This window comes from Kitasatospora sp. NPDC088264 (genome assembly GCF_040685715.1).
GTDB lineage: Bacteria > Actinomycetota > Actinomycetes > Streptomycetales > Streptomycetaceae > Kitasatospora.
Genome location: NZ_JBFBIR010000001.1, coordinates 64342 through 85932 on the forward strand (window position 1 = coordinate 64342; position 21591 = coordinate 85932).

Sequence of the window (21591 nt, forward strand, 5' to 3'; positions counted from 1 at the left end):
CATCTGCTCGCTGTTACCTGCCCGCCGTCACTTGTCCGCCTCCGGCCGCCGGCGGCGGATCAGCGCCCAGGCCCGCTGCTGCACCAGCAGGGTCAGCACCCCGGCCAGTACGATCCCCAGCAGGTTCAGCAGCAACTGCACGCTGGAGCCCGAGAACTGGCGGAATTCCCCGTACCCGAGCGCGACGGTGGCGTTGGCGGCGGCGGGCACCGTGGTCACCGAGATCGCCACTCCGACCAGCATCCCGGCCTTCGAGGAGGTCAGCGAGAGCACGCCCGCGATGCCCGCCAGGAAGGCGACCACGAAGGACGTCGCGTCGGGCTGCCAGATGAACGAGGTGTTCGGCCGCGCGGCGGCGAACTTGGCCTCGCTGAACAGCCCGAGCCCGTCCATCAGCAGAGAGAACCCGACGGTCAGCGCCATCGCCACCGCGAAGCCGGTGACCAGCGCGTTCAGCGACCGCAGCGCCGGGCGCAGCCGCCGCTGGACCAGCGCCACGCACAGCCCGGCCAACGGCCCGAACTCCGGCCCGACCGCCATCGCCCCGACGACCAGGATCGCGCTGTCCAGCACCGCGCCGCACGCGGCCAGCATGGTCGCCACGGTGAGGAAGGCCAGGAACACCCAGGTGAGGGTGGACTCCTCGTGCGTGATCTCGGAGACCGACTCCCAGACCAGCGCGTCGGCCCCCTCCCCCGGGGCCAGCCGCTCGGCCTCGTCGGCGGCCGCCGAGAGGGTCAGCTCGATGCCGGAGACGTCGATCGCCCCGCGCTCGGGCAGGCCGGTCCCGCGCAGCACCCCCAGGATCTCGTCCGCCGACTCGCGGGCGACGTCGCAGAGCACCACGTCCCCGGCAGGCCGTACGGCCGCACCCGGCAGCACCACGACGTGCGTCACCCCGACCGCGGCGTCCAGGCTGCTGAGCACGGGCTCCCGCAGGTCGGGCGGGACGATCAGGCGCAGGTGCAACACGAGCACTCCGGTGGGACGGGGCGGGCGAAAGTCCCGCCCACCCTAGGCCGTGACCCGACGCCGCCAGCGACCCGCCGTCACCCGGTGGTGCTCCTCGCCCTGCTGGCGGCCGCGGTGTCACCCCGCCAGGACGTCCCGCAGGGCGCGGGCCTCCTTGACCAGGCGGCTCGATCCGCCCTGCTCCGCCGTCGCCGTCACCTCGGCCACCGGTCCCCGGGTGCGGGTGCGCCGGGCGCAGTCCGCCGCGAGGGCGAGCAGGTCGCCGAGGCCCCGGGCGGGCGTGCCCTCGCCGCCCAGCAGGGCCGGCAGCGCGGGCTCGAGCACCGACCAGACCGTGCCGTAGGCGCCCGTCCCGGCGGCCAGGGCGAGCGCCGCCGCGAGCCGGTTGAGCTTCACCGCGCCGCAGTCGACCAGCGCGCCGAGTTCGCGGCCGAGCTGCGCGCCGTCCAGGTCGCCGCGGGCGGCGAGCACCAGCAGGGCGTCGACGGCCGCCGTCCGGTCCTCGGTGTGCCGGGCGCCCAGGCCGTAGGCCAGCGCCAGGTGCAGGGCGAGCCCGGCCGGGCCGCCGGCCTCGGCGAGAGCGGGCAGCAGCCGGCCCGTGTCGCGCTCGTCCCGGTCGGCGCCCGCGGCGAAGTGGTCGAGCCACCGGGCCGCCAGTTCCTCCCGGTGCCAGGGGAGCATCGCGGCCCAGTGCGCCGTGGGCCGCCACGTCCAGCCGCCCACCTTGCGGGCCCGGGCCACGCTCGGCTCGGTGCCCTCCAGCAGCGCCCTGAACTCGGGGGCGAGCCGCTCGCCGTCCGGGCCCTTCGGGCCGGCCCCGATGCCGGGCTGGGCGACGGCCACCCGCCGGACGTCCTCCCACCAGCGGTCCGCGTACTGGTGGCCGTGCTTCGAGCCCCGGCCGGGGGCGAACAGCACCCGCTCGGACGGCTGGTCGGGCAGGCCGCCGGTGCGCAGCCACTGGGCGACCCACCGCCCGGACGGCGAGGTGAGCGCCTCGGCGGCACGCAACACCCCGGCGTCGGCGCGGGGGCCGACCCGCAGCAGGGCCGCGCACAGGTCGGCCCGGCCGGGGGTGATGCCCGCCGCCTGGTACCCGGCGAGGCGTTCGACCAGCGTGCCGGGGTCGAGCGCCCCGGTGGTGTCGGTCGGGATGGCCAGCAGGTAGGGCGGCCGGTCGGCGGTCACCTGCCAGGCGGCCTCCTCCAGCCGGGCGGCGAGGGCGGTGCCCTGCGCGGTGTCGTTCTGGCCGCGCAGCGGGGAGCGCTTCTTCTTGCCGCCGAGGAAGTCCCAGACCCGGTGCGGCGGCGTCTCGCCGGCCACCGCGGCCGCGACGTAGAGGACGTCCCGGGGCGAGCAGTCGTGCCAGCGGCCGACGCCGCTCCACGGGTGGACCCGCCGGACCGGCTCCAGCGCCTCGGCGAGCGCCGCCCGGTTCTGGTGGGCCTGGCGGACCAGGCCGTCCAGCACGCGCTCGAAGACCGCCGGCTCCGGCTCGTCGGCGGCGAGCAGGGCGGACAGCTCCTGCGCGAGTTCGGCCGCCGAGGCGATCGGCGGGCCGATCGGGAGGAGCTGGGGGGCGGGCGGGAGGAGTTCGTTCCACCCGGTGTCCGGGTCGTCGTCGCCGTCGCCACCGACCGGTGCGCCGAACAGTTCGCCGGCGCGCCGGTGGTGGGCGGGGTTCAGCGCCTCGGCGGCGAGCCGCAGTTCGGGCAGGACGGCCTCCCCGGCCGCGCGCAGGTGGCGGGCCACCACGTTCAGCGCCCGCTCCTGGACGGCCTGGTCCGGGTGCCCGAACGCCTCGGCGGCCGCGAGCACTACCGGCCCGGACCGCCCGGGCTCGCGCCGGGCCGCCCGCTCCAGCCAGCCGAGTTGGGCGCGGACGAGCTTCTTCTCGGCCCGGAACAGCACCACCGCGGAGGACTCGACCAGCACCTCGGGTTCGATCAGCCCGGCCTCGTCCAGCCCGGCGAGCACCTCCTGGGCGTGCCCGGCGACCACCGACAGCCCGTCCAGCAGCGGCAGCACGTCCCGTACCCGGGCGGCGTACTCCTGCGGGGTCGGGGCGAGGGCCCTCAGCACGTCGAGGAAGAAGCGCTGGTCGGCCGGCTTGCCGCCGCGCAGCAGCCGGGCCAGGCAGCGGTCGATCAGGTCGGCCCGGTCGAGGTCGCCGGCGGCGGCGAGTTCGGCGATCGCCTCCGTAAAGGCGTCCCCGGGGCGGGGGCTGAACCGCAAGGACACCGCGCCACCGATGTCGGCGAGTTCGAACACCCGGGGCAGCAGCAGCGGGGTGAACGCGTCGGCCCGCAGCAGCTCGACCAGGGTGGGCCGTGCGCCGCTGCCCCGGCGCTGGCGTTCCATCCACTCGCGGACGAAGGGCTCGCTCTGCGGCACCGCGCAGCCGGTGCGGCGCACCACGGCCTCGATCACCGGGTACAGCGCCCAGCCCCAGCTCGGCGCCGGCCGGGCGGCGAGCCGGGTGGCCACCTCGATCTGCCACTCCACCGGCTGCGCCGCGACGAGTTGGCCCACCGCCGGGTGGCGGGCCCAGCCGAGCGAGGTGAAGTCGCGGGCGCCGAGCCAGGTGGCGGCCCCGGCCGGGCCGGGGTGGCAGCCGGCGCCGGCCAGCAGCAGGGCGCCCCTGGTGGCGAGCGCCTCCTTCGACCACTCGTCACGCAGTTCCTTGCGCAGCGCCTTCAATGCGAGCAGGCAGTCCCGGCGCTGCGCCTGGTCCAGCGCGGCGACCAGCGCCGGTATCTGCGGCATCCGTCCGCCCCGGACGGCGGCGAGCAGGTCCTCGACCGCCGCCTCGCCCCGCACCGCCTCCGGCATCGGCGCCACCGCCGTCGCGCCCCGCACCGCCTCCGACCCCCCTGCCGCCGCGCTCATGCCTGGACCCCCTTATCCGTCGTCGGAACCGCCGGGACCGCCGGGACCGCCGGAACCTGTTCCCCGGCCGCCCGTTGGGCCGCCTCCCGCACCATCGCGACCGCCAGCGCGTGCTTGCACGGACCGCGCCCGCCACGGTACTTGGCCCACCAGAGGCAGGTGCAGCCGAGGCGCCCCGCCTCGTCCGTACGCACCCGCTGGATGTGGTCGTCCACCATGACGACGGCCGTCGTGCCGCCCGGCTCCAGCCGCACCGCGCCCGCCGCGACCAAGGCCTGGGCGGCACGCAGCCGCGGGTTGGCGGCCTCGGCCCGCCCGGCGTCGTACGGGAGCTGGCGGTGGAAGTAGGCGGCCTCGGCGGTGTCGTAGCCGATCTGCCCGGCGGTGCCGAGCCGGGTGAGCGCGGCGCGGACCCGCTCGTGGCTGAGCCCGGACTGCTCGGCGAGGTCGGCGACCTCGATCCGCGGCTCCCAGGCGAGCAGTACCGCGACGAGGTCGGCGTCCTGCTCGGCGGTGCCGGTGGCGAGCGCGCCGAGCACTCCGCCCTCGCCGGAGAAGCCCCGGGAGGCGTCGGGCGAGAGGGTCAGGGTGAGCCGCATGCCGGGCAGGACCACTTCCCACGCCGAGGCGGCCGGGCCGGTGGCGGCGACCGGGCCGTACACCCGCAGGGCGAGCGCGTGCCGCAGCACCCGCTGGAGCGCCACCAGCCGGTCGGGCCCGGGCAGGCAGACGGCGCCGGGCACCGGCCGGGTGGTGGGCCGCAGCGTCCGCCCGGCCGGGACGACCCAGGCGGTGCTGGAGCGGCCGCCGCGCGGCAGCGAGCGCAGGAAGCGGACCGCCTCGGCGGCGGGCAGTTCGGCGCGCAGGTCGAAGCCGGCGGCGACGACCTGGGTCTCGGCGAAGCCGCGCAGCCAGCGCTGCGGCAACGGCACCTTCTTCTCGACCAGCGGCCCGTCGAAGCTGGTGACCTCCAGCGCGTCCGGCCCGACCGCGAGGTGCAGCGGGTCGGTCGGGCCGATCCTGCTCAGGGCCTCCCGCAGCGGGTTGTTGACGTCCACGTTGGTGGTGCCGTGGCCGATCTCGTCGCCGTCGAGGCCGGCCTGGAGCACGTCGAGCCGGGCGTAGACGCCGCAGCAGCCGGAGAACGACTCGAAGCGCAGCCGGTCCCCGTTGGCGGTGACCACCGGGTCGAGCGAGGCGCGCAGCTGCGGCTGGTAGTACCGCGCGGCGGCGACGTCCGCGACCGCGAGCAGCGCGGCGGCGGCCGGCGCCGGATCGGCCAGGAAGCCCGCGAAGAAGCGCGGGTTGGCCGCCTCCCCGAGCGGGGTGGCGCCGCCGGAGGTGGCCAGGTCGAGGCGCCGGCCGTCGGCGCCGTCGAGGACGGCGGACGGGCGCAGATAGGCGTACGCGTGTGCGGATTGCGTCATGTCGAACACGCTAGGTGAGGGCACTGACAATCCGTCGGGCCGCGACCGCACTGGAACAGGTTCTACCGGACGCCGGAGCCCCCGGGCGTTACCCAGGTCACATCGCGGTGCGGCGGAATTCTGCCACTATGGGCCCGTGACCGACCTGACCGAACAGGAAATCCGGGCCGACCGCCCGGCCGGCTCGTTCGCCGGACTGCTGGAGCTGGAACGACTGGACGAGAACACGTTCCGGGGCCGCTGCCACGCCGGGGCGCCGATGCGCGCCTTCGGCGGACAGGTCGCCGCGCAGGCGCTCACCGCCGCCGGCCGCACCTGCGGGGGCCCGCGCGCGGTGCACTCGCTGCACGGCTACTTCCTGCTGCCCGGCGACCCGTCCCAGCCGATCCGCTACGAGGTCGAACGGGTCCGCGAGGGCGTCTCCTACACCACCCGCCGGGTGACGGCGGTGCAGAACCAGAACGCGATCTTCACCCTCTCCGCCTCCTTCAAGCGCCCCGAGACCGCGACCGACCGCCACCGCACGATGCCGCCGCTGCCCGGGCCGGAGACCCTGCCGGACGCCTTCTCGCTCTGGGACCCGGCCCTGCGCGCGGCGATCACCGGCACCGGCGGCTTCCGCGACCTCGAACTGCGCTTCGTCCCGCCGGACGCGCCGGGCGTGCCAGCGGCCGTGCCGGGGATGCCGCAGCAGTTCGTCTGGCTGCGCATCGCCTCCCCGCTGCCCGAGGGCGACCCGCTCCTGCACGTCTGCGCGCTCACCTACCTCTCCGACCTCACGCTGGCCTCCACCGCCGGGCTGCACGAGCAGCCGAACTTCTTCCAGCGCACCGAGCCGCCCCGGCTGCTGATCGCCTCGCTCGACCACGCGATGTGGTTCCACCGCCCGTTCCGGGCCGACGAGTGGCTGCTGTTCGCCCAGCGCAGCCCGTCCTCCTCGGACGGCCGGGGGCTGTCGCTCGGCGAGTTCTACGACCGGGACGGGCGGCTGGTCGCCTCCGCCGTGCAGGAATCGCTGATCCGCCGGCTGCGCTGACCCGGCGCGGGACGGGACGGCATGGGGCGACGCGGGACGGGGCAGCGCGGGCCCCGGCGGAACGGGCCGGCGGCCCGGACCCCGGCGACGGTGACCGCACGGCGAACGCAAGGGGGCCGGTCGGCGTCATACTCCTGAGCGGCCCCGGCCCGTATCATGGTGCGGGTGACCAAGGTTGACCTGTCACCACGGCCGGTGGAGGCGATGTCTCCGCGCCAGCTCGAACGCCGCGGAAGCCTGATCGCGGCCGCGCTCGCCCTGGTGAACGAGATCGGCGTCGAACGGCTGCAGATGAAACAGGTCTGCGAGCGGTCCGGAGTCGCCCTGGGGACGGCGTACCGCTACTTCTCCTCCAAGGACCACCTCCTGGCCGCGGCGATCGCCGAGTGGCACCGCCTGCTGCTGGCCGACCTGGTGGCGGAGCTGCGCGGCCCGCGCGCCGGGCGGGGGGCCACCGACCGGGCGGTCCGCTTCGTCCGCGGCGGGATGCGGGCCTACCAGCGCCAGCCCGAGCTGGCCCGGCTGCGGGTGGCCGTCGCCGCCTCCACCGATCCGTTCGCCAGCGAGACCTTGCAGGGCATGGCCCGGGCCGACAGCACCGCCCTCCAGGCGGTGACGACCGAGGTGCCGGCCGCCGCCAGCGACCTGGTGCGGCACATCGTCGCCCACGCCTGGCAGGGCGAGCTGACCGCCTGGGTGACCGGGCGCACCACCCTCGGCGACGCCCGGCGGCGGCTGGAGGACGTGGTGCGGCTGGTGCTGAACCCGTACGAGACGCCGTACCCGGCGCCGTACGAGGTCCCGTCCGGCGCCCACCAGCCCTGACCCGTCCGACGCGACAGCCGGCTCAACTCCCCGGTGCCGGACGGCTTCCGCCCGTGGTTCCGGCTCGCCGCGCGCGCCCCGGCCCATGAGCACCCGGCCTGACGGGACGTAAGTCCCCACCCTCCGCCTCCCCGGCGCGCCCTCCCGCCCCTCGCGGCACGAACTGGACATAGTGCGACATGCAGCTTTAATCCGCCGATGTCGCCGAAGCCCACGTCCGCCCCGAGGCAGGAGAGTCCACCCGATGAGCAGCCAGCCGCCGCAGCCCGACCAACGCGCGGAGGAACCCGACGAACCCGCCGCGACCCTGCCCGCCGACCGGGCGGTGTTCGGGATCAGCGCCGCCCTGGTGCTGGCCGTGGTCGCCTGGGGAGTCTTCGCCGAGGACTCGCTCGGCCGGACCTCCAGCAGCGCGCTCGGCTGGGTCCTGCACAACTTCGGCTGGCTGTTCGTGGTGGCCGCCGACGTCTTCCTCGTCCTCACCGTGCTGCTCGCCTTCAGCCGCTTCGGCCGCATCCGGCTCGGCCGCGACGACGACGAACCCGAGTTCTCCACCCTCGCCTGGGTCGCCATGATGTTCAGCGCCGGCATGGGCATCGGCCTGATGTTCTACGGCGTCGGCGAGCCGCTCCAGCTGTTCGCCACCCCGCAGCCCGGCTCCGGCCTGGAACCGCAGAGCGCGGCCGCCGCCCAGCAGGCCCTGGAGTTCTCGCTGTTCCACTGGACGCTGCACCCGTGGGCGATCTACGCCGTCGGCGGCCTCGCCCTCGCCTACACCACCTTCCGCAAGGGCCGCGGCAACCGCATCTCCGCCGCCTTCGTCCCGCTCATCGGCCAGCGCGGCGCCGACGGCTGGGCCGGGCGCGCGATCGACCTGCTGGCCGTCTTCGCCACCGTCTTCGGCTCCGCCACCAGCCTCGGCCTCGGCGCGCTCCAGGTCGCCGACGGCCTCGGCTACATCACCTCCGTGCGCAACACCCAGAACGCCCAGCTGATCATCATCGGCTCGCTGACCGCCGCCTTCGTGCTCTCCGCCTTCTCCGGCGTCCACAAGGGCGTCAAGTGGCTCTCCACCGCGAACGTCGTCCTGGCCTCGCTGATCATGCTCTTCGTCTTCGTGTTCGGCCCGACGGTGTTCACGCTGGACGCGATCCCCTCCACCGTCGGCGGCTACCTCTCCGACCTGCTCGGCATGTCCACCCAGACCGGGGCCTTCACCGACGAGAGCTGGCTCGGCTCCTGGACGATCTTCTACTGGGCCTGGTGGCTCTCCTGGGCCCCCTTCGTCGGCACCTTCATCGCCCGCATCTCCCGCGGCCGCACCATCCGGCAGTTCCTGCTCGGCGTCCTGCTGGTGCCCAGCGGGGCCACCGTGATCTGGTTCTGCGTGATGGGCGGCACCGCGATCCGGCTGGTCACCACAGGCACGGCCGACCTGGTCGCGACCATCCCGAAGGGCGCGGAGGCCTCGCTGTTCGAGATGCTGCGCTCGCTGCCGCTCGGCTCCGCCACCAGCGTCGTCGCCGTGCTGCTGGTGATGACCTTCTTCATCACCAGCGCCGACTCCGCCTCCCTCGTCCTCGGCTCGCTCTCCAGCCGCGGCTCGCTGCACCCGCGCACCTGGCTCGTGGTCGTCTGGGGCGTGCTGATGGGCGGGGTCGCCGCCGCCCTGCTGCTGGCCGGCGGGCTCACCGCGCTGCAGAACGCGACGATCCTGGTCGCGCTGCCGTTCGTGGTCGTGATGCTGCTGCTCTGCGTGTCCCTGGTGAAGGAGCTCCGCGAGGACCCGGCCGCCGGCCCGTCCCGCCTGCACCCCGTGCACGGCCTGCGCGACGCCGTCCGGGTCGCCGTCGGCGAGGCCCTCGCCGAACGCACACCACGCCGCTGACCAGCGCGTACGCCTCACCCGCGCGGGTGGGGCGTACGCGGCCAACCGACGCCCAACCCCCGCCCGGACTTCACCCGCGCGTACCGACCGTTCACACCACCCTGGAACCCTCCCTGTCATGAACGCCAGCCCTCAGGCGCCCTACCAGGAACCGCGCTTCCCGCTCCCCCGGCGCCACCGCCGACTCCTCGCCGCCACCGCCGTCCTCGCCTCCATCGCCCTCGGCACCTTCGGCGTCGGCGCCACCGTCGAGACCGTCCAGCACGGCACCCTCGCCGCCACCACGGCCACCGCGAGAAAGTGACCCGCAAGAAAGCGACCCGCGAGAAAGCGAGCGGAGAGAAAGAGACCGACTGACCGTCCGATCCACCCCTTCAGCACCGCCGTCCGCCCCCGGACGCGGTGCTTCCGCCTTTCCGGCGACGGCGGAGCGGCGAGGCGCGACAGCGGAGCTGGGCGGCGAACCGGCCTCAGGCGCGCCGCTGCTCCCGGGCCCCGGCCGGCGCGGGGCGGGAGTGGCGGCCGGTGCCGGGGACGGGGTGGAAGTCCGGGGCGGGGGCGTAGCGGGCGGCGGGCGGGCGCAGGAGCCAGCCCGGGGGGCGGCTGCCGCGGGGGGTGGGGGTGATCAGGCCGAGGTTGTGGAGCAGGTCGAGGGCGTCGCGGCGCAGCGCGGTACGGTCGGCGAGGTAGTCGCGGCGCCAGCGGGCCGGGAGGCCGTACTCGTCGGCGATGTCGCCGAGGAGGCCGTCTATCAGCGCGTCGGGGATCGGGACGTCGCCGCCGGTGGTGCTCTCTCCGGGCAGCGGGCGGACTTCCTCCACCAGGCGTTCGAGCAGCATCAGGGCGGCCTGCGGCAGGGGGCCGGCGCCGGGGAAGACGAGGTCGGTGAGCTCGTCGGCCGGGTCGAGCAGGGCGACGCCCTCGGTCCGCAGCTCGGTCTCCAGGCCGAGGAAGTCGGCGAGCGCGGCCGGGCCGCTCAGCCGGTGCTCGTGCAGCCAGGCGCTCCGGTCCTCGGGGAGGTCGGCGTCGAGGACGGCGGGGGTCTCGGCGAGCAGACGGCGCACGGCGGTGGCGGGTTCGGCGTCGGCGGCGCGGCGGATCAGGTCGGCGGCGTCGGCGGCGAGGGCGGGCGGGCCGGCCGGGACGGCGCGGGCGAGTTCGCGGTCGACGGTCAGTACGGCGGCCCGGACGGCAGGGTCGGCCGGGTCGGCCGGCAGGTCGCCGAGGACCTGCCAGTCGGCGAGCGCCGCGAGGGCCATCGCGCGGTCGGCCGGGCCGGCGGCGAGGCCCGGCGCCGCGGCGCGCATGGCGTCGAGCAGCCGCCCGTACGGCAGTTGCTCGGGGGCGTCGACCAACAGGGCGAGGGCGAGAGCGAGTTGGGCGTAACCGGCGGGGGTGAACGGGGCGCCGGTCGCGGGGTGTTCGAGGCGGCGGGCGGCGCCGGGGCCGAGGCCGGCCTTGCAGAGCCGGGCGTGCCAGGGGCCGACGACGAGCCGGTAGCCGAGCAGGGCGTCGAAGCGTTCGACGAGCCAGTCGCGGTGACGGCGGATCAGCGGGAAGCCGTCGGCGTGCGGGCCGGAGGCGGTGACCAGCGGGTGGGCGAGCAGCAGCCGGGCGGCGATCCGGCGTTCGGCGGCGGGCAGGTCGACGGCGGGAAGGGCCGGGGCGCAAACGTCCGCGACGGGCAGGGCCGGGGCCGGTATCGGAAGGTCCTGGCCGGAACGATCCTGCGCGCCCGGCACCGGGCGGGTGCGCTCGGGCTTGCGGTGCCTGCCGGGCCTGCCCGGCTTGGCACCTGACCGGACGACGGGCAGCGCGGAGGCGTCCCGCCGGGCGCGGCGCAGACCGCCGACGGGGCGGGGCTCCCGGGAGCGCAGGGCGGCGGTGGCGTGCGCGGTGGGGCCGTGCCACCAGCTGACGTCGGCGTCGGGCGCCGCTTCGGCGGGGGCGCCGAGATGGCGGGCCGGGTAGAGGCCGAAGGAGGCGGCGCACAGGTCGTCGGCGGTGCCGGGGGTGGCGGCGGCGAACCAGTGGGCGAGCCGGAGCAGGCCCGGGTCGGGCGAGAGCGCGGAGGCGGCGCCCGGCTCCGGCGCGGGCCTGGTCGGCGCGGCGTCAGCACGGGGGCCGGACACGGCTTCGGGCGCCGGCCCGGCCGCGGGTTCGCGTACGGCGAGGAGGGCGTCGGTGGTCCTCCGCCCCGTCCCGCCCGTGCGCCCGTCCGGCCTGCCGGTGGCCACCCGGGTGGCGCCGACCGCGTACTCCTGCTGCTCCATGTCGGGGACCAGACTAGACGGTGGCCGGGTCACCCGGCGGCAGCAACCGGCCGTGCGCCGAAGTGACCGGCCGCCCTCCGCTACGCCACCCGCCGGCCCGCACCCGCCGCCGCGCCGTCACCCGCCCCGCACCACCCGGGTTACGCGCCGGTAACCCGCTCTTCCGCCGCACCGGCGGGTCGCCTAGGGTTCGTCCCACTCCCCCCACCGCCCGACCCCGGAGGTCAGCAGCCGCATGAGCATCCGTACGACCACCCGTGCCGTCCTCGGCGGCCGCCTGCGCTCGGCCGCCGGCCTGCTCGGCGGCTTCGCGGCCGCCTCGGCGACGCACCTGGGCGCGATCGCCTCCGGCGCGTCCGTGCTGCAGAACGCCACCAAGCCGGCCCTGATGCCGCTGCTGGCCGCGCACAGCGTCGCCGCGGCCGCCACCGCCGGGCGGCGGGCGCCGAAGCCGCTGGCCCCGGCACTGCTGCTGAGCGCGGGCGGGGACGTGCTGCTCCAGCTGAAGAACGACACCGCGTTCCTGGCCGGGATGGGCTCGTTCGCGGCGGCGCACGTCTGCTACGTGACGATGTTCGTCCGGCGCGGGGCGCTGACCGACCGTCGGCGGGCCCTGGTGGTGGCGGCCGCGTACGCGACCGCCTGGGTGGCCATGGTCGGGCAGCTCTGGCCGGACCTCGGGGACCTGCGGATCCCGGTGGCCGGCTACAGCCTGCTGCTCGCCTCCACGGCCGTCACCTCGGCCGGGCTGGGCTGGCGGACCGGGCTGGGCGGGGCGCTGTTCCTGCTGTCCGACACACTGATCGCCACCCAGCTGGCGAAGTGGCGGGAGCTGCCGGGGCACCAGTTCTGGATCATGGCGACGTACGTCCTGGCCCAGTACCTGCTGGCCAGCGGCACCCTCCGGCACGAGCACGAGCACGGGCACGAGCACCGTGAGCTCGAACTCGGGCACGAGAACAAGCACGGGCAGGAAACCGGGCACGGGCCTCAGCAGCAGCGGAAGCCCGCGCCGCAGGCCGGCTGACACGCCTGTGCGCCGTCGGCCCGGTCAGGGTCCGACGGCGCGCGGGGAAAACAAAACGGCGGCGGTGCCCATCAGGCACCGCGCCGCCGCAGCAGCCAGAAGCCTCCGACGCCGCCCGCCACCAGGGCCAGGCCCCCGGCCAGCTCCGCCGGATCGGCCGCGACCGAACCGCCGAGGCCGGTGTTCACGGCGCCGTGCGGGGCAACCTGCTGGCCGCCGGCGCCGGACTGGCCGAGCGAGCCCGCCCACTCGCCGGCCGCCTTGCCCCAGTCGCCGAGGCCTTTCTCGGGACCCTTCTCGGGACCCTTCTCGGCGCCTTTCTCAGGCCCTTTCTCAGGCCCTTTCTCGGAGCCCTTGTCGGAGCCCCTGTCGGAGCCGGCGACCGGGACGCCGGCGACCGCGACGTTGGTGGAGAACGCCCCGCCGTCCGGGCAGGTGCCGTCGATCCTGTTGTCCCCGGAGTGCTGGCCGGCCAGCCGGGCCGAGCCGCTGTGCTTGCCGTCGGAGCCCAGGGTGAGAGTGGCCGGACCGCCCTCGAACGCGGCGGAGTGGGCGGTGATGGTCTTGGCGTCGGGCTTGTCCGACTTCTCACAGGAGACCGTGAGCTTCACGGTCTGGCCCGGTGCGGCCTGGGGCGGGCTGACCGAGGCCGAGCCGTCCCTGGCGGATGCGAGGGGGGCCGTCAGGCCGGTCAGCACCGTCGCGCCGATCAGGGCGGCGGCGGCCGTACGCATGGGGCGCATGCCGGAACCTCCGGGATTCTCGGGCGCAGCCGGGGGGACTCCGATGTCCACGTGGTCGAACAACTGCACCCGGTTATGCCCGACAGTAGGCAGCCCGCCCGGCCCCGGCCACCGGTCGGGACCGTTCGGGTTACCGCCCCTCACCCAGGGTGATTCACAGGTCGAGGTCCACCACGACCGGCGCGTGGTCCGAGGTGCCCTTGCCCTTGCGGGCCTCGCGGTCCACGTAGCTGTCGGTGACGGCGTCCACGAACGGCTTGTTGGCGTAGGTGAGGTCGATCCGCATGCCCCGGTTCTTGGGGAAGGCCAGCTGGCGGTAGTCCCAGTAGGTGTAGGGGCGGTCGTACTTGAGCGGGCGCGGCACCACGTCGTGCAGGCCCACCTCGCCGAGGGCCTCCAGCGCGGCCCGCTCGGCGGGGGTGACGTGGGTGAGGCCCTCGAAGGCGGCGACGTCGTAGACGTCCTCGTCGGCGGGAGCGATGTTGAAGTCCCCGAGGACGGCGAACGGGCGGGGCCCGGCGGCGTCCTCGGTGGCGGCCGTGCGCAGCGCCTGCAGCCACTCCAGCTTGTAGCGGTAGTGGGCGTGGTCGACCTCGCGGCCGTTGGGCACGTAGACCGACCAGACCCGGACCGGGCCGCAGGTGGCGGCGACGGCGCGCGGCTCGACGTCGGGCAGCAGGGCGCCGTCGGCGAGGTAGCCGGGCTGGCCGGGCAGGTCGCGCACGACGTCGTCCAGGCCGATCCGGGAGACGATCGCGACGCCGTTCCACCGGCCGGTGCCGTGGGCCGCGGTCTCGTACCCGAGGGCGCGCACCGCCTCGTACGGGAAGGCGTCGGCCGCGCACTTGAGCTCCTGGAGGCAGAGCACGTCGGGCTTGGCGCTCTCCAGCCACTCCAGGAGCTTGGGCAGCCGCGCGGTGACGGAGTTGATGTTCCAGGTGGCGATGCGGACGGTCACGGCGGGCGGCCTTCCCGGTGGTTCGGTACGGACGGGTGCTTCGGTCGAGACGAGGGATGGGCACCCCCCGAGGGGACGCCCACCCCGAACATACCGCCCGGCACCGACAGTACGGCCCGGCCGGCCTGCGGCCCGGTCAGCCCGTGGGCCGGACCACCGCCGCGGAGCCGCCCCCGCGCCGGACCGGTTCGGCCGCGGCCACCCACCGCCCGTCCGGCAGCCGTTCGACGCCGGTGGCGGCGCCGATCTCGGCGACGGACGTGAAGCTGTGCCCGAGCGCCTCCAGCGCGGCCCGTTCGGGCAGCGCCAGGAAGCCGGGCTCGGCCTGGGTGGCGACGGTGTTGCGCTGGCTGGCGCGCGGTGCGGCGATGGCCTGTTCCAGGCTCAGGCCCCGGTCGAGCCGCCCGAGCAGCACCTGGAGGGTGGTGGTGATGATGGTCGCGCCGCCGGGGCTGCCGGTGGCCAGCAGCGGTTCGCCGTCGCGCAGCACGATGGTCGGGGAGATCGAGGAGCGCGGCCGCTTGCCCGGGCCGGGCAGGTTGGGGTCGGGGACGCCCGGGGTGAGCGGGGTGAAGTCGAAGTCGGTGAGCTCGTTGTTGAGCAGGAAGCCGCGGCCGGGGACGGTGATGCCACTGCCGCCGGTCTGCTCGATGGTGAGGGTGTAGGAAACGACGTTGCCCCAGCGGTCGGCCACGCTGAGGTGGGTGGTGTTGGGGCCCTCGTAGGGCTCGGCGACGGCGGGGCCGGCCTCGGCGCAGTCGGCGGGGTGGCGCGGGTCGCCTGGGGCGAGCGGGCTGGTGAGGGCGCGGTCGGGGCTGATCAGGCAGGCCCGGGAGGCGGCGTAGCGCGCGGAGAGCAGTTCCTTGGTGGGGACGTCGCCGAAGGCCGGGTCGCCGACCCAGCGGTTGCGGTCGGCGAAGGCGATCCGGGAGGCGTCCAGGAAGTGGTGGTAGTACTGCGTGTCGCTGTACGCGCCGAGGTCGCCGTCCTCCAGGATGCCGAGCGCCTCGCCGACGGTGGTGCCGCCGGAGCTGGAGGGGGCGATGGAGTAGACGTCGTAGTCGCGGTACGGGACGTGGGTGGGCGCCTGGCGGCGGACCTGGTAGGCGGCGAGGTCGGCGGTGTCGATCTTGCCGGGGCGGGCCTTGCGGCCGGAGGCCGGGTCGACCGGCGGGTGCTGGACGGTGTTGGCCACGTCCTTGCCGAGGTCGCCCTGGTAGAAGGCCTTGACGCCGTCCTCGGCGAGCAGCCGGTAGGTGGCGGCGAGGTCGGGGTTGCGCAGGACGGTGCCGACCTCGGGGGGCTTGCCGCCGGGCAGGTAGAGCTTGGCGGTGTCCGGAAAGTCCTTGAACCGGTCGTAGTTGTCGGCGGTCTGGCCGCGGAAGGTCTGGTCGACGACGAAGCCGTTGTCGGCGATCCGCTCGGCGGGTTCGAGGGCGTCGGCGAGCGTGCGGGTGCCCCACTGGCGCAGGGCGGTGTCCCAGGTGGCGGCGGTGCCGGGGACGCCGACGGACAGGCCGCTGGTGACGGCGTCGGCGAAGGGCAGCGGCTTGCCGTCCTCCAGGAACAGCCCGCTGTCGGCGGTGCGGCCGGCCACCTCGCGGCCGTCGATGGTGTGCACCCGGCCGCTGGTGTGGTCGTAGTAGACGAAGTACCCGCCGCCGCCGATGCCGGAGGAGTAGGGCTCGGTGACGCCGAGGGCGGCGGCGGTCGCGACCGCCGCGTCGACCGCGTTGCCGCCCTTGCGCAGCACCTCGATGCCGGCCGCGGTGGCGTCGGCGTCGACGCTGGCCACCGCTCCGCCCCGGCCCACCGCCTCGGGGGCCTTCGGCGGCGGGGCCGCCCCCGCCGCCCCGGCCGGCCCGGCGCAGGACCAGACCAGGGCGGTGGCGAGCAGCAGCGGTGGTGCGATACGGGCCAGAGCCCTCATCCGAGTCCTCCTGAGTCGACGTCAACTCCGTTGTCTCACAGGAGGCATGATCCCGACAATCACACCGCACCGCTACCAACCGGTAGTTGACGGAACCGAATCAGGCGAAAGGGCTCAGACGCCGCTGCGCTCGACCCGGCGCCGCTTGATGGTGCGGAACCGGCGGGCGACCTGCCGGGCGAGGTCGGCGGCGCCGACCAGGCCGGCCTCGTTGCCGAGTGCGGCGTGCACGATGCTGGCCTCGGGCCGGAAGCCGCGCCCGGTGAGGGTACGGCGGAAGGTGTCCCGGGCCGGGCCGAGCAGCAGGTCGCCGGCCTCGGAGACGCCGCCGCCGATGACGAAGCGGCCCGGGTCGAGCGCGGCGGCGAGGTTGGCGATGCCGACGCCGAGCCAGGTGCCGACCTCGTAGAGCAGTTCGGTGGCGGTCGGGTCGCCGGCCCGGGCGGCCTCGGTGACCAGCGGTCCGGTGATGCCCTCGACGGTGCCGCCGGCCCGGGCGAGCAGCGTCTGCACCACCGGGGACTCCTCGGCGACGAGTTCGCGGGCGTCGCGCACCAGCGCGTTGCCGGAGGAGTACTGCTCCCAGCAGCCGCGGTTGCCGCACGGGCAGCGGTGGCCGCCGGGCAGCACCTGCATGTGGCCGAACTCGCCCGCCAGGCCGTACTTGCCGCGGTCGACGTAGCCGTCGCGGACGACGGCGCCGCCGATGCCGGTGCCCAGGGTGAGCATCACCATGTGGTCCTCGCCGCGCCCGGCGCCGAAGCGCCATTCGGCCCAGGCAGCGGCGTTGGCGTCGTTCTCGACGATCACCGGGAAGCGCAGCCGCTCGCTGAGCGCCTGCTGGAGCGGCTCGCCGCGCCAGTTCAGGTGCGGGGCGAACAGCACCGTGGAGCGGTCGGCGTCGACCCAGCCGGCCGCGCCGATGCCGACGGCGTGGACGTCGTGCCGGTCGGCGAGCTCCAGCACCAGGTCGACGATGACGTTCTCGACGACCTTGGCGCTCTTGCTCTTGTCGGGGGTGTCGGTGCGCAGCTTCTCCAGCACCTTGCCCTCGCCGTCCACCACTCCGGCGACCACCTTGGTGCCGCCGATGTCGACGCCGATGGTGGGCAGTCGCAGTATCCCGGCGGGCAGGGCACGGCGGCGGCGCTCGGCGCGGGGGCCGAGGCCGAGCAGGGTGGGCAGGACGGCCGGCCGGGTGCTGCCTTGGGGGCTGGTCACGGCTGCGGACGCTCCTCACGGGGCTCGGGGTCAGGACGGGGCTGGGGGTCGGTGCGGGGCTGGGGGTCGGTGCGGGGCTGGGGTTCGGTGCGGGGCTGGGGTTCGGTGGGCCGGGCCAGCTCGTGCGAGAGCTCGGCGAGGTCGGAGCCACCGGCCATCTCGGTGGTGAGCTGTTCGAGGCCGATCTCGGCGCGCGGGTGGCTGCCGGCCATCCGGCCCCGCTTGAGCAGGGTGAAGTGGTCGCCGACCAGGTACGCGTGGTGCGGGTTGTGGGTGATCAGGACGACCCCGAGCCCGGCGTCGCGGGCGGCGGTGACGTACTTGAGCACCACTCCGGACTGCTTGACGCCGAGCGCCGCGGTCGGCTCGTCCAGGATGAGCACCTTGGCGCCGAAGTGCACGGCCCGGGCGATCGCCACGCACTGGCGCTGGCCGCCAGAGAGGGTGCCGATCGGGCGGTCCACGTCGTGCAGGTCGATGCCCATCCGGGCGAGCGCCTCGCGGGTGGTGGCGCGCATCGCCTCGGCGTCCAGGCGCAGGCCGCCCCAGCGGCGGTGGCCCTGCTCGGAGCCGAGGAAGAAGTTGCGCCAGACCGGCATCAGCGGGACGACGGCGAGGTCCTGGTAGACGGTGGCGATGCCGCGGTCCAGGGCCTGGCGCGGGGAGTCGAGCCGGACCTCCTCGCCGCCGACGGTGTAGGTGCCCTCGTCGTGCTGGTGCAGCCCGGAGATGATCTTGATCAGGGTGGACTTGCCGGCGCCGTTGTCGCCGAGCACGCAGCTGATCTCGCCGGCGTGCAGGGTGAGCGAGACGTCCTGGAGGGCGCGGACGGTGCCGTAGCTCTTGCCGACGCGCTCCAGGGCGAGCAGTTCGGTCTTCATCGGGGCCCCCGTTCGGCCTGGCGCTTGACGTACGCGTTCAGCAGGGCGGCGAGCAGCAGCATCGCGCCGAGGAAGAACTTGAACCAGTCCGGGTTCCACTGGGCGTAGATGATCCCCTTGCTGGCCATGCCGAAGATCAGCGCGCCGAGCGCGGAGCCGACCACCGAGCCGTAGCCGCCGGTGATCAGGCAGCCGCCGATGACGGCCGCGACGATGTAGATCAGCTCGTTGCCGACGCCCTCGCCGGACTGCACGGTGTCGAAGGAGAACAGCAGGTGCTGGCCGAGCACCCAGGCGCCGAAGCCGACACCGAGGTAGAGCAGGGTCTTGGTGCGGGCGACCGGCACGCCGACCGCGCGGGCGGCGTCCGCGTCGCCGCCGACGGCGAAGATCCAGTTGCCGAAGCGGGTGCGCAGCAGCACCCAGCTGCCGACCGCGAGCAGGCCGAGCCACCACCAGACGGTGGCCTTGATCGTCAGTCCGCCGACGGTGACCTCGGAGGCGAACAGCCAGCGGCAGGAGGCGAAGCCCTCCATGTCGGAGATCGGCCTGGTGGAGACGGTGCCGGAGACCAGCTTGGTGACGCCGAGGTTGGCACCGGTCAGCATCAGGAAGGTGCCGAGGGTGACGATGAAGCTGGGCAGCCGGGTGCGGCCGAGCATCCAGCCGTTGAAGGCGCCGACGGCCAGGGTGACGGCGAGCGAGACCAGCACGCCGACCCAGGTCACCGCGGTGAACTGGTAGGAGACCATTGAGGAGGTCAGCGCGGCGGTGGTGACCAGCACGCCCGCCGACAGGTCGAACTCGCCGCCGATCATCAGCAGCGAGACCGGGACGGCCATGATCCCGATGGTGGACGCCGCGTAGAGCACGGTGCCCAGCGAGGAGACCCGCAGGAAGGGTTCGGCGGCCACCGCGAAGACGGTGAACACCGCGACGGCGGCGATCAGCGAGCCGAGCTCGGGGCGGGCGAGGAGGCGGCGCAGCGCGGCCGGGCGGTCCTGGGCGAGGACGTCGGTGGTGCTCACCTGGTCCCCCTCGCGACGTACTCGGCGAGCGCGTCGGCGTCGTCCTTGGTCAGGATCTGCGGGCCGGTCGCGACGGGCTTGCCGCCGCCGAGCATGTCCAGGTTGGACTTGTACAGCCAGAGCAGGTCGACGCCCTCGTAGCCCTGGAGGTAGGGCTGCTGGTCGACGGCGAAGCCCACGGAGCCGGACTTGAGTCCGGCCACCACCTGCGGCCCCAGGTCGAAGGTGTCGAGCTCGACGGCGCGGTGGACGTCCTGGACGGCCTGGAGGCCGGTGGCGGCCACCGGGCCGGAGAGGGTGAGCACGGTGTCGATGGCCGGGTCGGCCTGGAGCTTGGCGGAGATCGCGGCGCGGGCGTCGGGCATGTTAACGCCGTCCACGTACAGCACCTGGAAGGCGCCGCCGGCCTTGGACTGGGCGCCGGAGCAGCGCTGCTCCTGGCCGATGTTGCCCTGCTCGTGGATGACGCAGAGCACGTTCTTGCGGCCGCGGCCGGCCAGCTCGGTGCCGGCCGCCTGGCCGGCGGTGGACTCGTCCTGGCCGATGTGGGTGAGCGCGCCGAACTTGGCGGAGTACTCCTGGCCGGAGTTGACGGTGATCACGGGGATGCCGGCGGCCTTGGCCTTGCCGAGGACGTCGGCCATGGCGTCGCCCTTGGCGAGGGTGACCAGCAGGCCGTCGACCTTCTGGTCGATGGCGGCCTGGACGAGCTGGACCTGGTTCTGGGTCTGCGCGTCGTTGGAGTACAGGAAGGTGATGTTGTCCTTGGCGGCGGCCTGCTCGGCACCCTTGCGCACGCTGTCCCAGAAGGCGTCGCCGGCCCCGGCGTGGGTCACCATGGCGACCTTCCAGCGCGGGGTGGTGACGGCGCTGCCGCCGGCGGCCGACGCCTTGGCGCGGGCCTCCTCTGCGCGGCGGCCTCCGGTACTGCTGCAACCGGCCGCGGTGACCGCGAGTGCCAGGAGGGCGCAGACGGGCCAGAAACGGCGGGACGGGCGAAAGCGGGTTGTGCTCATCCCCATAGTCTCTCTGGCCGGGCGGCACGTGGATGACACCGCCTCGCCCGGCGGCGCCCGCGACGCGGGAGGTAAGGTGCCCCGGGGGACCTTCCTGGAAGTTCGCTGGACATCTCGTCCGGACGACGGCCGTCCGGGTGGCAGACTTAGCGCCGACCCGAAACAGGAACATCACAGGAAACGTGATGTTCCTCTCAGGTTCCGCACAGATTCGGATGGCAACCGATCATCGGTTCCGCGCCGTCCAATGCCATTGGAGTGCGTTCGGGCGAGTGGGGCCCGGGCGGCCAGCAACCCGGATACGAGAACTCGATGCAACTGACAGGTACGCCATTCTTCATCCTCACCGTCATCCTGGTGCCGGTGTCCATCGCGGTGGCGCTCCTGTACTGGAGCAAGGTCCGCGGGCCGAACCCGGTGCGGATCCTGTCCAGGCTCGTCATGATCATGTTCTGCCAGATCACGGCCGTGCTGATGGTCTTCGTGATGGTCAACAACGCCAATCTGATCTACGGCAACTGGGACGACCTGCTCGGCACCGGTGACCACGTCCGGGCCGTGCCGCAGGTGGCGCCGGCCGACCAGGGCGCTTCGGGCAAGGAGGGCGCCGGCCAGGGCGGCGGCGACGCGGCCAAGCAGCCGCCGAAGGCGCTCCAGAAGTTCGCCGGCGTGGGCGACCCGGCGGTGCCCGGCGACGTCCAGAAGACCGAGCTCAAGGGCCAGGTGTCCGGGGTCGACGGCGAGGTGCTGGTCTGGCTGCCGCCGCAGTACAACGACCCGGCGTTCAAGGACAAGAAGTTCCCGGTGGTCGAGCTGATCCCGGGCTACCCGGGCTCCTCCTCCACCTGGTACGGCACCCTCAAGGTCTCCGAGCAGCTCAAGCCGCTGATGCAGCAGGGCAAGGTCTCCCCGTTCATCCTGGTCTCGCCGCGCACCCTGCTCCTCGGCAACCACCAGGACGCCGGCTGCACCGACATCCCCGGCAAGATCAACGCCGACGCCTGGCTCACCCGGGACGTCCCGCAGATGATCATGGACAACTTCCGTGCCGACCCGTCCCCGGACCGCTGGGGCATCGCCGGCTACTCGGCCGGCGCCCACTGCGCGGCCAAGCTGTCCCTGGCGCACCCCAACCGGTACCGGGCCGCGATCTCGATGTCCGGCTACAACGACCCGGCGTCCGAGAGCGACTCCCTGGTCGGCAAGGACCCGAAGCTGCGCGAGGCCAACAACCCGGTCAACATCCTCAAGAGCGCCCAGCAGCCGCCGAAGGTCAGCCTCTACATCAGCGGCAAGAAGGGCGACGGCCTGGAGGACGGCCAGGCGATCGCGGCGGCGGCCAAGGAGCCGACCAAGGTCCAGGTCCAGGAGAGCAACGGCCCGCACACCACCGAGCTGTGGAAGACCATGGTGCCGAGCATCTTCGAGTGGATGACCTCGGTCATCCCGCCGCAGTAGTCCCACGCAGTAACGATCA

At 74.5% G+C, this 21591-nt stretch carries 17 protein-coding genes; 6 read left to right on the top strand and 11 right to left on the bottom strand.

The window, feature by feature from the left end:
• Positions 1-27: 27 nt before the first annotated feature.
• From AB0O82_RS00255 to AB0O82_RS00265, 3 genes are all read right to left on the bottom strand, one after another.
• Entirely contained in the window at positions 28-972 is a 945-nt protein-coding gene (locus tag AB0O82_RS00255) for a DUF389 domain-containing protein (RefSeq protein ID WP_363579193.1), read from the bottom strand.
• A gap of 117 nt (positions 973-1089) precedes the next feature.
• Positions 1090-3861, bottom strand: a complete 2772-nt coding sequence (locus AB0O82_RS00260; protein WP_363579195.1) for a DUF6493 family protein — start codon at positions 3859-3861, stop codon at positions 1090-1092.
• On the bottom strand, positions 3858-5288 hold the full coding sequence (locus tag AB0O82_RS00265) for an SWIM zinc finger family protein (RefSeq protein ID WP_363579197.1): 1431 nt from the start codon (positions 5286-5288) through the stop codon (positions 3858-3860). The genes AB0O82_RS00260 and AB0O82_RS00265 overlap by 4 nt, the downstream gene beginning before the upstream one ends.
• Positions 5289-5424: 136 nt before the next feature.
• On the opposite strand from AB0O82_RS00265, the gene AB0O82_RS00270 reads away from it, so the two are divergent.
• The 4 genes from AB0O82_RS00270 to AB0O82_RS00285 all read left to right on the top strand — a co-directional run bounded on the left by AB0O82_RS00270 (position 5425) and on the right by AB0O82_RS00285 (position 9341).
• Positions 5425-6324 carry an acyl-CoA thioesterase II gene (locus tag AB0O82_RS00270; RefSeq protein ID WP_363579198.1) on the top strand — a complete coding sequence of 300 codons (900 nt, stop codon included), beginning with the start codon at positions 5425-5427 and terminating at the stop codon, positions 6322-6324.
• Between the two features lie 165 nt (positions 6325-6489).
• A complete protein-coding gene (locus tag AB0O82_RS00275; RefSeq protein WP_363579200.1) occupies positions 6490-7149 on the top strand; it encodes a TetR/AcrR family transcriptional regulator in 660 nt (219 codons plus the stop codon).
• Between the two features lie 244 nt (positions 7150-7393).
• A complete protein-coding gene (locus AB0O82_RS00280) occupies positions 7394-9037 on the top strand; it encodes a BCCT family transporter (protein ID WP_363579201.1) in 1644 nt (547 codons plus the stop codon).
• Between the two features lie 118 nt (positions 9038-9155).
• Positions 9156-9341 carry a hypothetical protein gene (locus AB0O82_RS00285; RefSeq protein WP_350875387.1) on the top strand — a complete coding sequence of 62 codons (186 nt, stop codon included), beginning with the start codon at positions 9156-9158 and terminating at the stop codon, positions 9339-9341.
• A 166-nt stretch (positions 9342-9507) separates the two neighbouring features.
• On the opposite strand, the gene AB0O82_RS00290 is transcribed toward AB0O82_RS00285, so the two are convergent.
• Complete coding sequence (locus tag AB0O82_RS00290; protein ID WP_363579204.1) at positions 9508-11310, bottom strand: DUF2398 family protein; 1803 nt, start codon at positions 11308-11310, stop codon at positions 9508-9510.
• 235 nt (positions 11311-11545) lie between these two features.
• On the opposite strand from AB0O82_RS00290, the gene AB0O82_RS00295 reads away from it, so the two are divergent.
• Positions 11546-12337: a lysoplasmalogenase gene (locus tag AB0O82_RS00295; RefSeq protein ID WP_363579206.1), complete on the top strand. Its 792-nt coding sequence runs from the start codon at positions 11546-11548 to the stop codon at positions 12335-12337.
• Between the two features lie 71 nt (positions 12338-12408).
• Here the strand turns inward: AB0O82_RS00295 and AB0O82_RS00300 are convergent, their stop codons facing one another.
• From AB0O82_RS00300 to AB0O82_RS00330, 7 genes are all read right to left on the bottom strand, one after another.
• A complete protein-coding gene (locus tag AB0O82_RS00300; RefSeq protein WP_363579208.1) occupies positions 12409-13080 on the bottom strand; it encodes a hypothetical protein in 672 nt (223 codons plus the stop codon).
• A gap of 154 nt (positions 13081-13234) precedes the next feature.
• Positions 13235-14038, bottom strand: coding sequence for an exodeoxyribonuclease III (locus AB0O82_RS00305; RefSeq protein WP_363579210.1), 804 nt, complete (start codon positions 14036-14038; stop codon positions 13235-13237).
• A gap of 136 nt (positions 14039-14174) precedes the next feature.
• Positions 14175-15968, bottom strand: a complete 1794-nt coding sequence (gene ggt / locus AB0O82_RS00310; RefSeq protein WP_363579211.1) for a gamma-glutamyltransferase — start codon at positions 15966-15968, stop codon at positions 14175-14177.
• Positions 15969-16082: 114 nt separating this feature from the next.
• Positions 16083-17144: an ROK family glucokinase gene (locus AB0O82_RS00315; protein ID WP_363579652.1), complete on the bottom strand. Its 1062-nt coding sequence runs from the start codon at positions 17142-17144 to the stop codon at positions 16083-16085.
• Between the two features lie 41 nt (positions 17145-17185).
• Positions 17186-18070: an ATP-binding cassette domain-containing protein gene (locus AB0O82_RS00320; RefSeq protein WP_363579213.1), complete on the bottom strand. Its 885-nt coding sequence runs from the start codon at positions 18068-18070 to the stop codon at positions 17186-17188.
• Entirely contained in the window at positions 18067-19098 is a 1032-nt protein-coding gene (locus AB0O82_RS00325) for an ABC transporter permease (RefSeq protein WP_363579215.1), read from the bottom strand. The genes AB0O82_RS00320 and AB0O82_RS00325 overlap by 4 nt, the downstream gene beginning before the upstream one ends.
• Positions 19095-20114: a sugar ABC transporter substrate-binding protein gene (locus AB0O82_RS00330; RefSeq protein WP_363579217.1), complete on the bottom strand. Its 1020-nt coding sequence runs from the start codon at positions 20112-20114 to the stop codon at positions 19095-19097. Before AB0O82_RS00330 ends, AB0O82_RS00325 begins: the two co-directional genes overlap by 4 nt.
• 312 nt (positions 20115-20426) lie before the next feature.
• On the opposite strand from AB0O82_RS00330, the gene AB0O82_RS00335 reads away from it, so the two are divergent.
• Positions 20427-21572 carry an alpha/beta hydrolase-fold protein gene (locus tag AB0O82_RS00335; RefSeq protein WP_363579219.1) on the top strand — a complete coding sequence of 382 codons (1146 nt, stop codon included), beginning with the start codon at positions 20427-20429 and terminating at the stop codon, positions 21570-21572.
• The last annotated feature ends 19 nt before the right edge of the window (positions 21573-21591 follow it).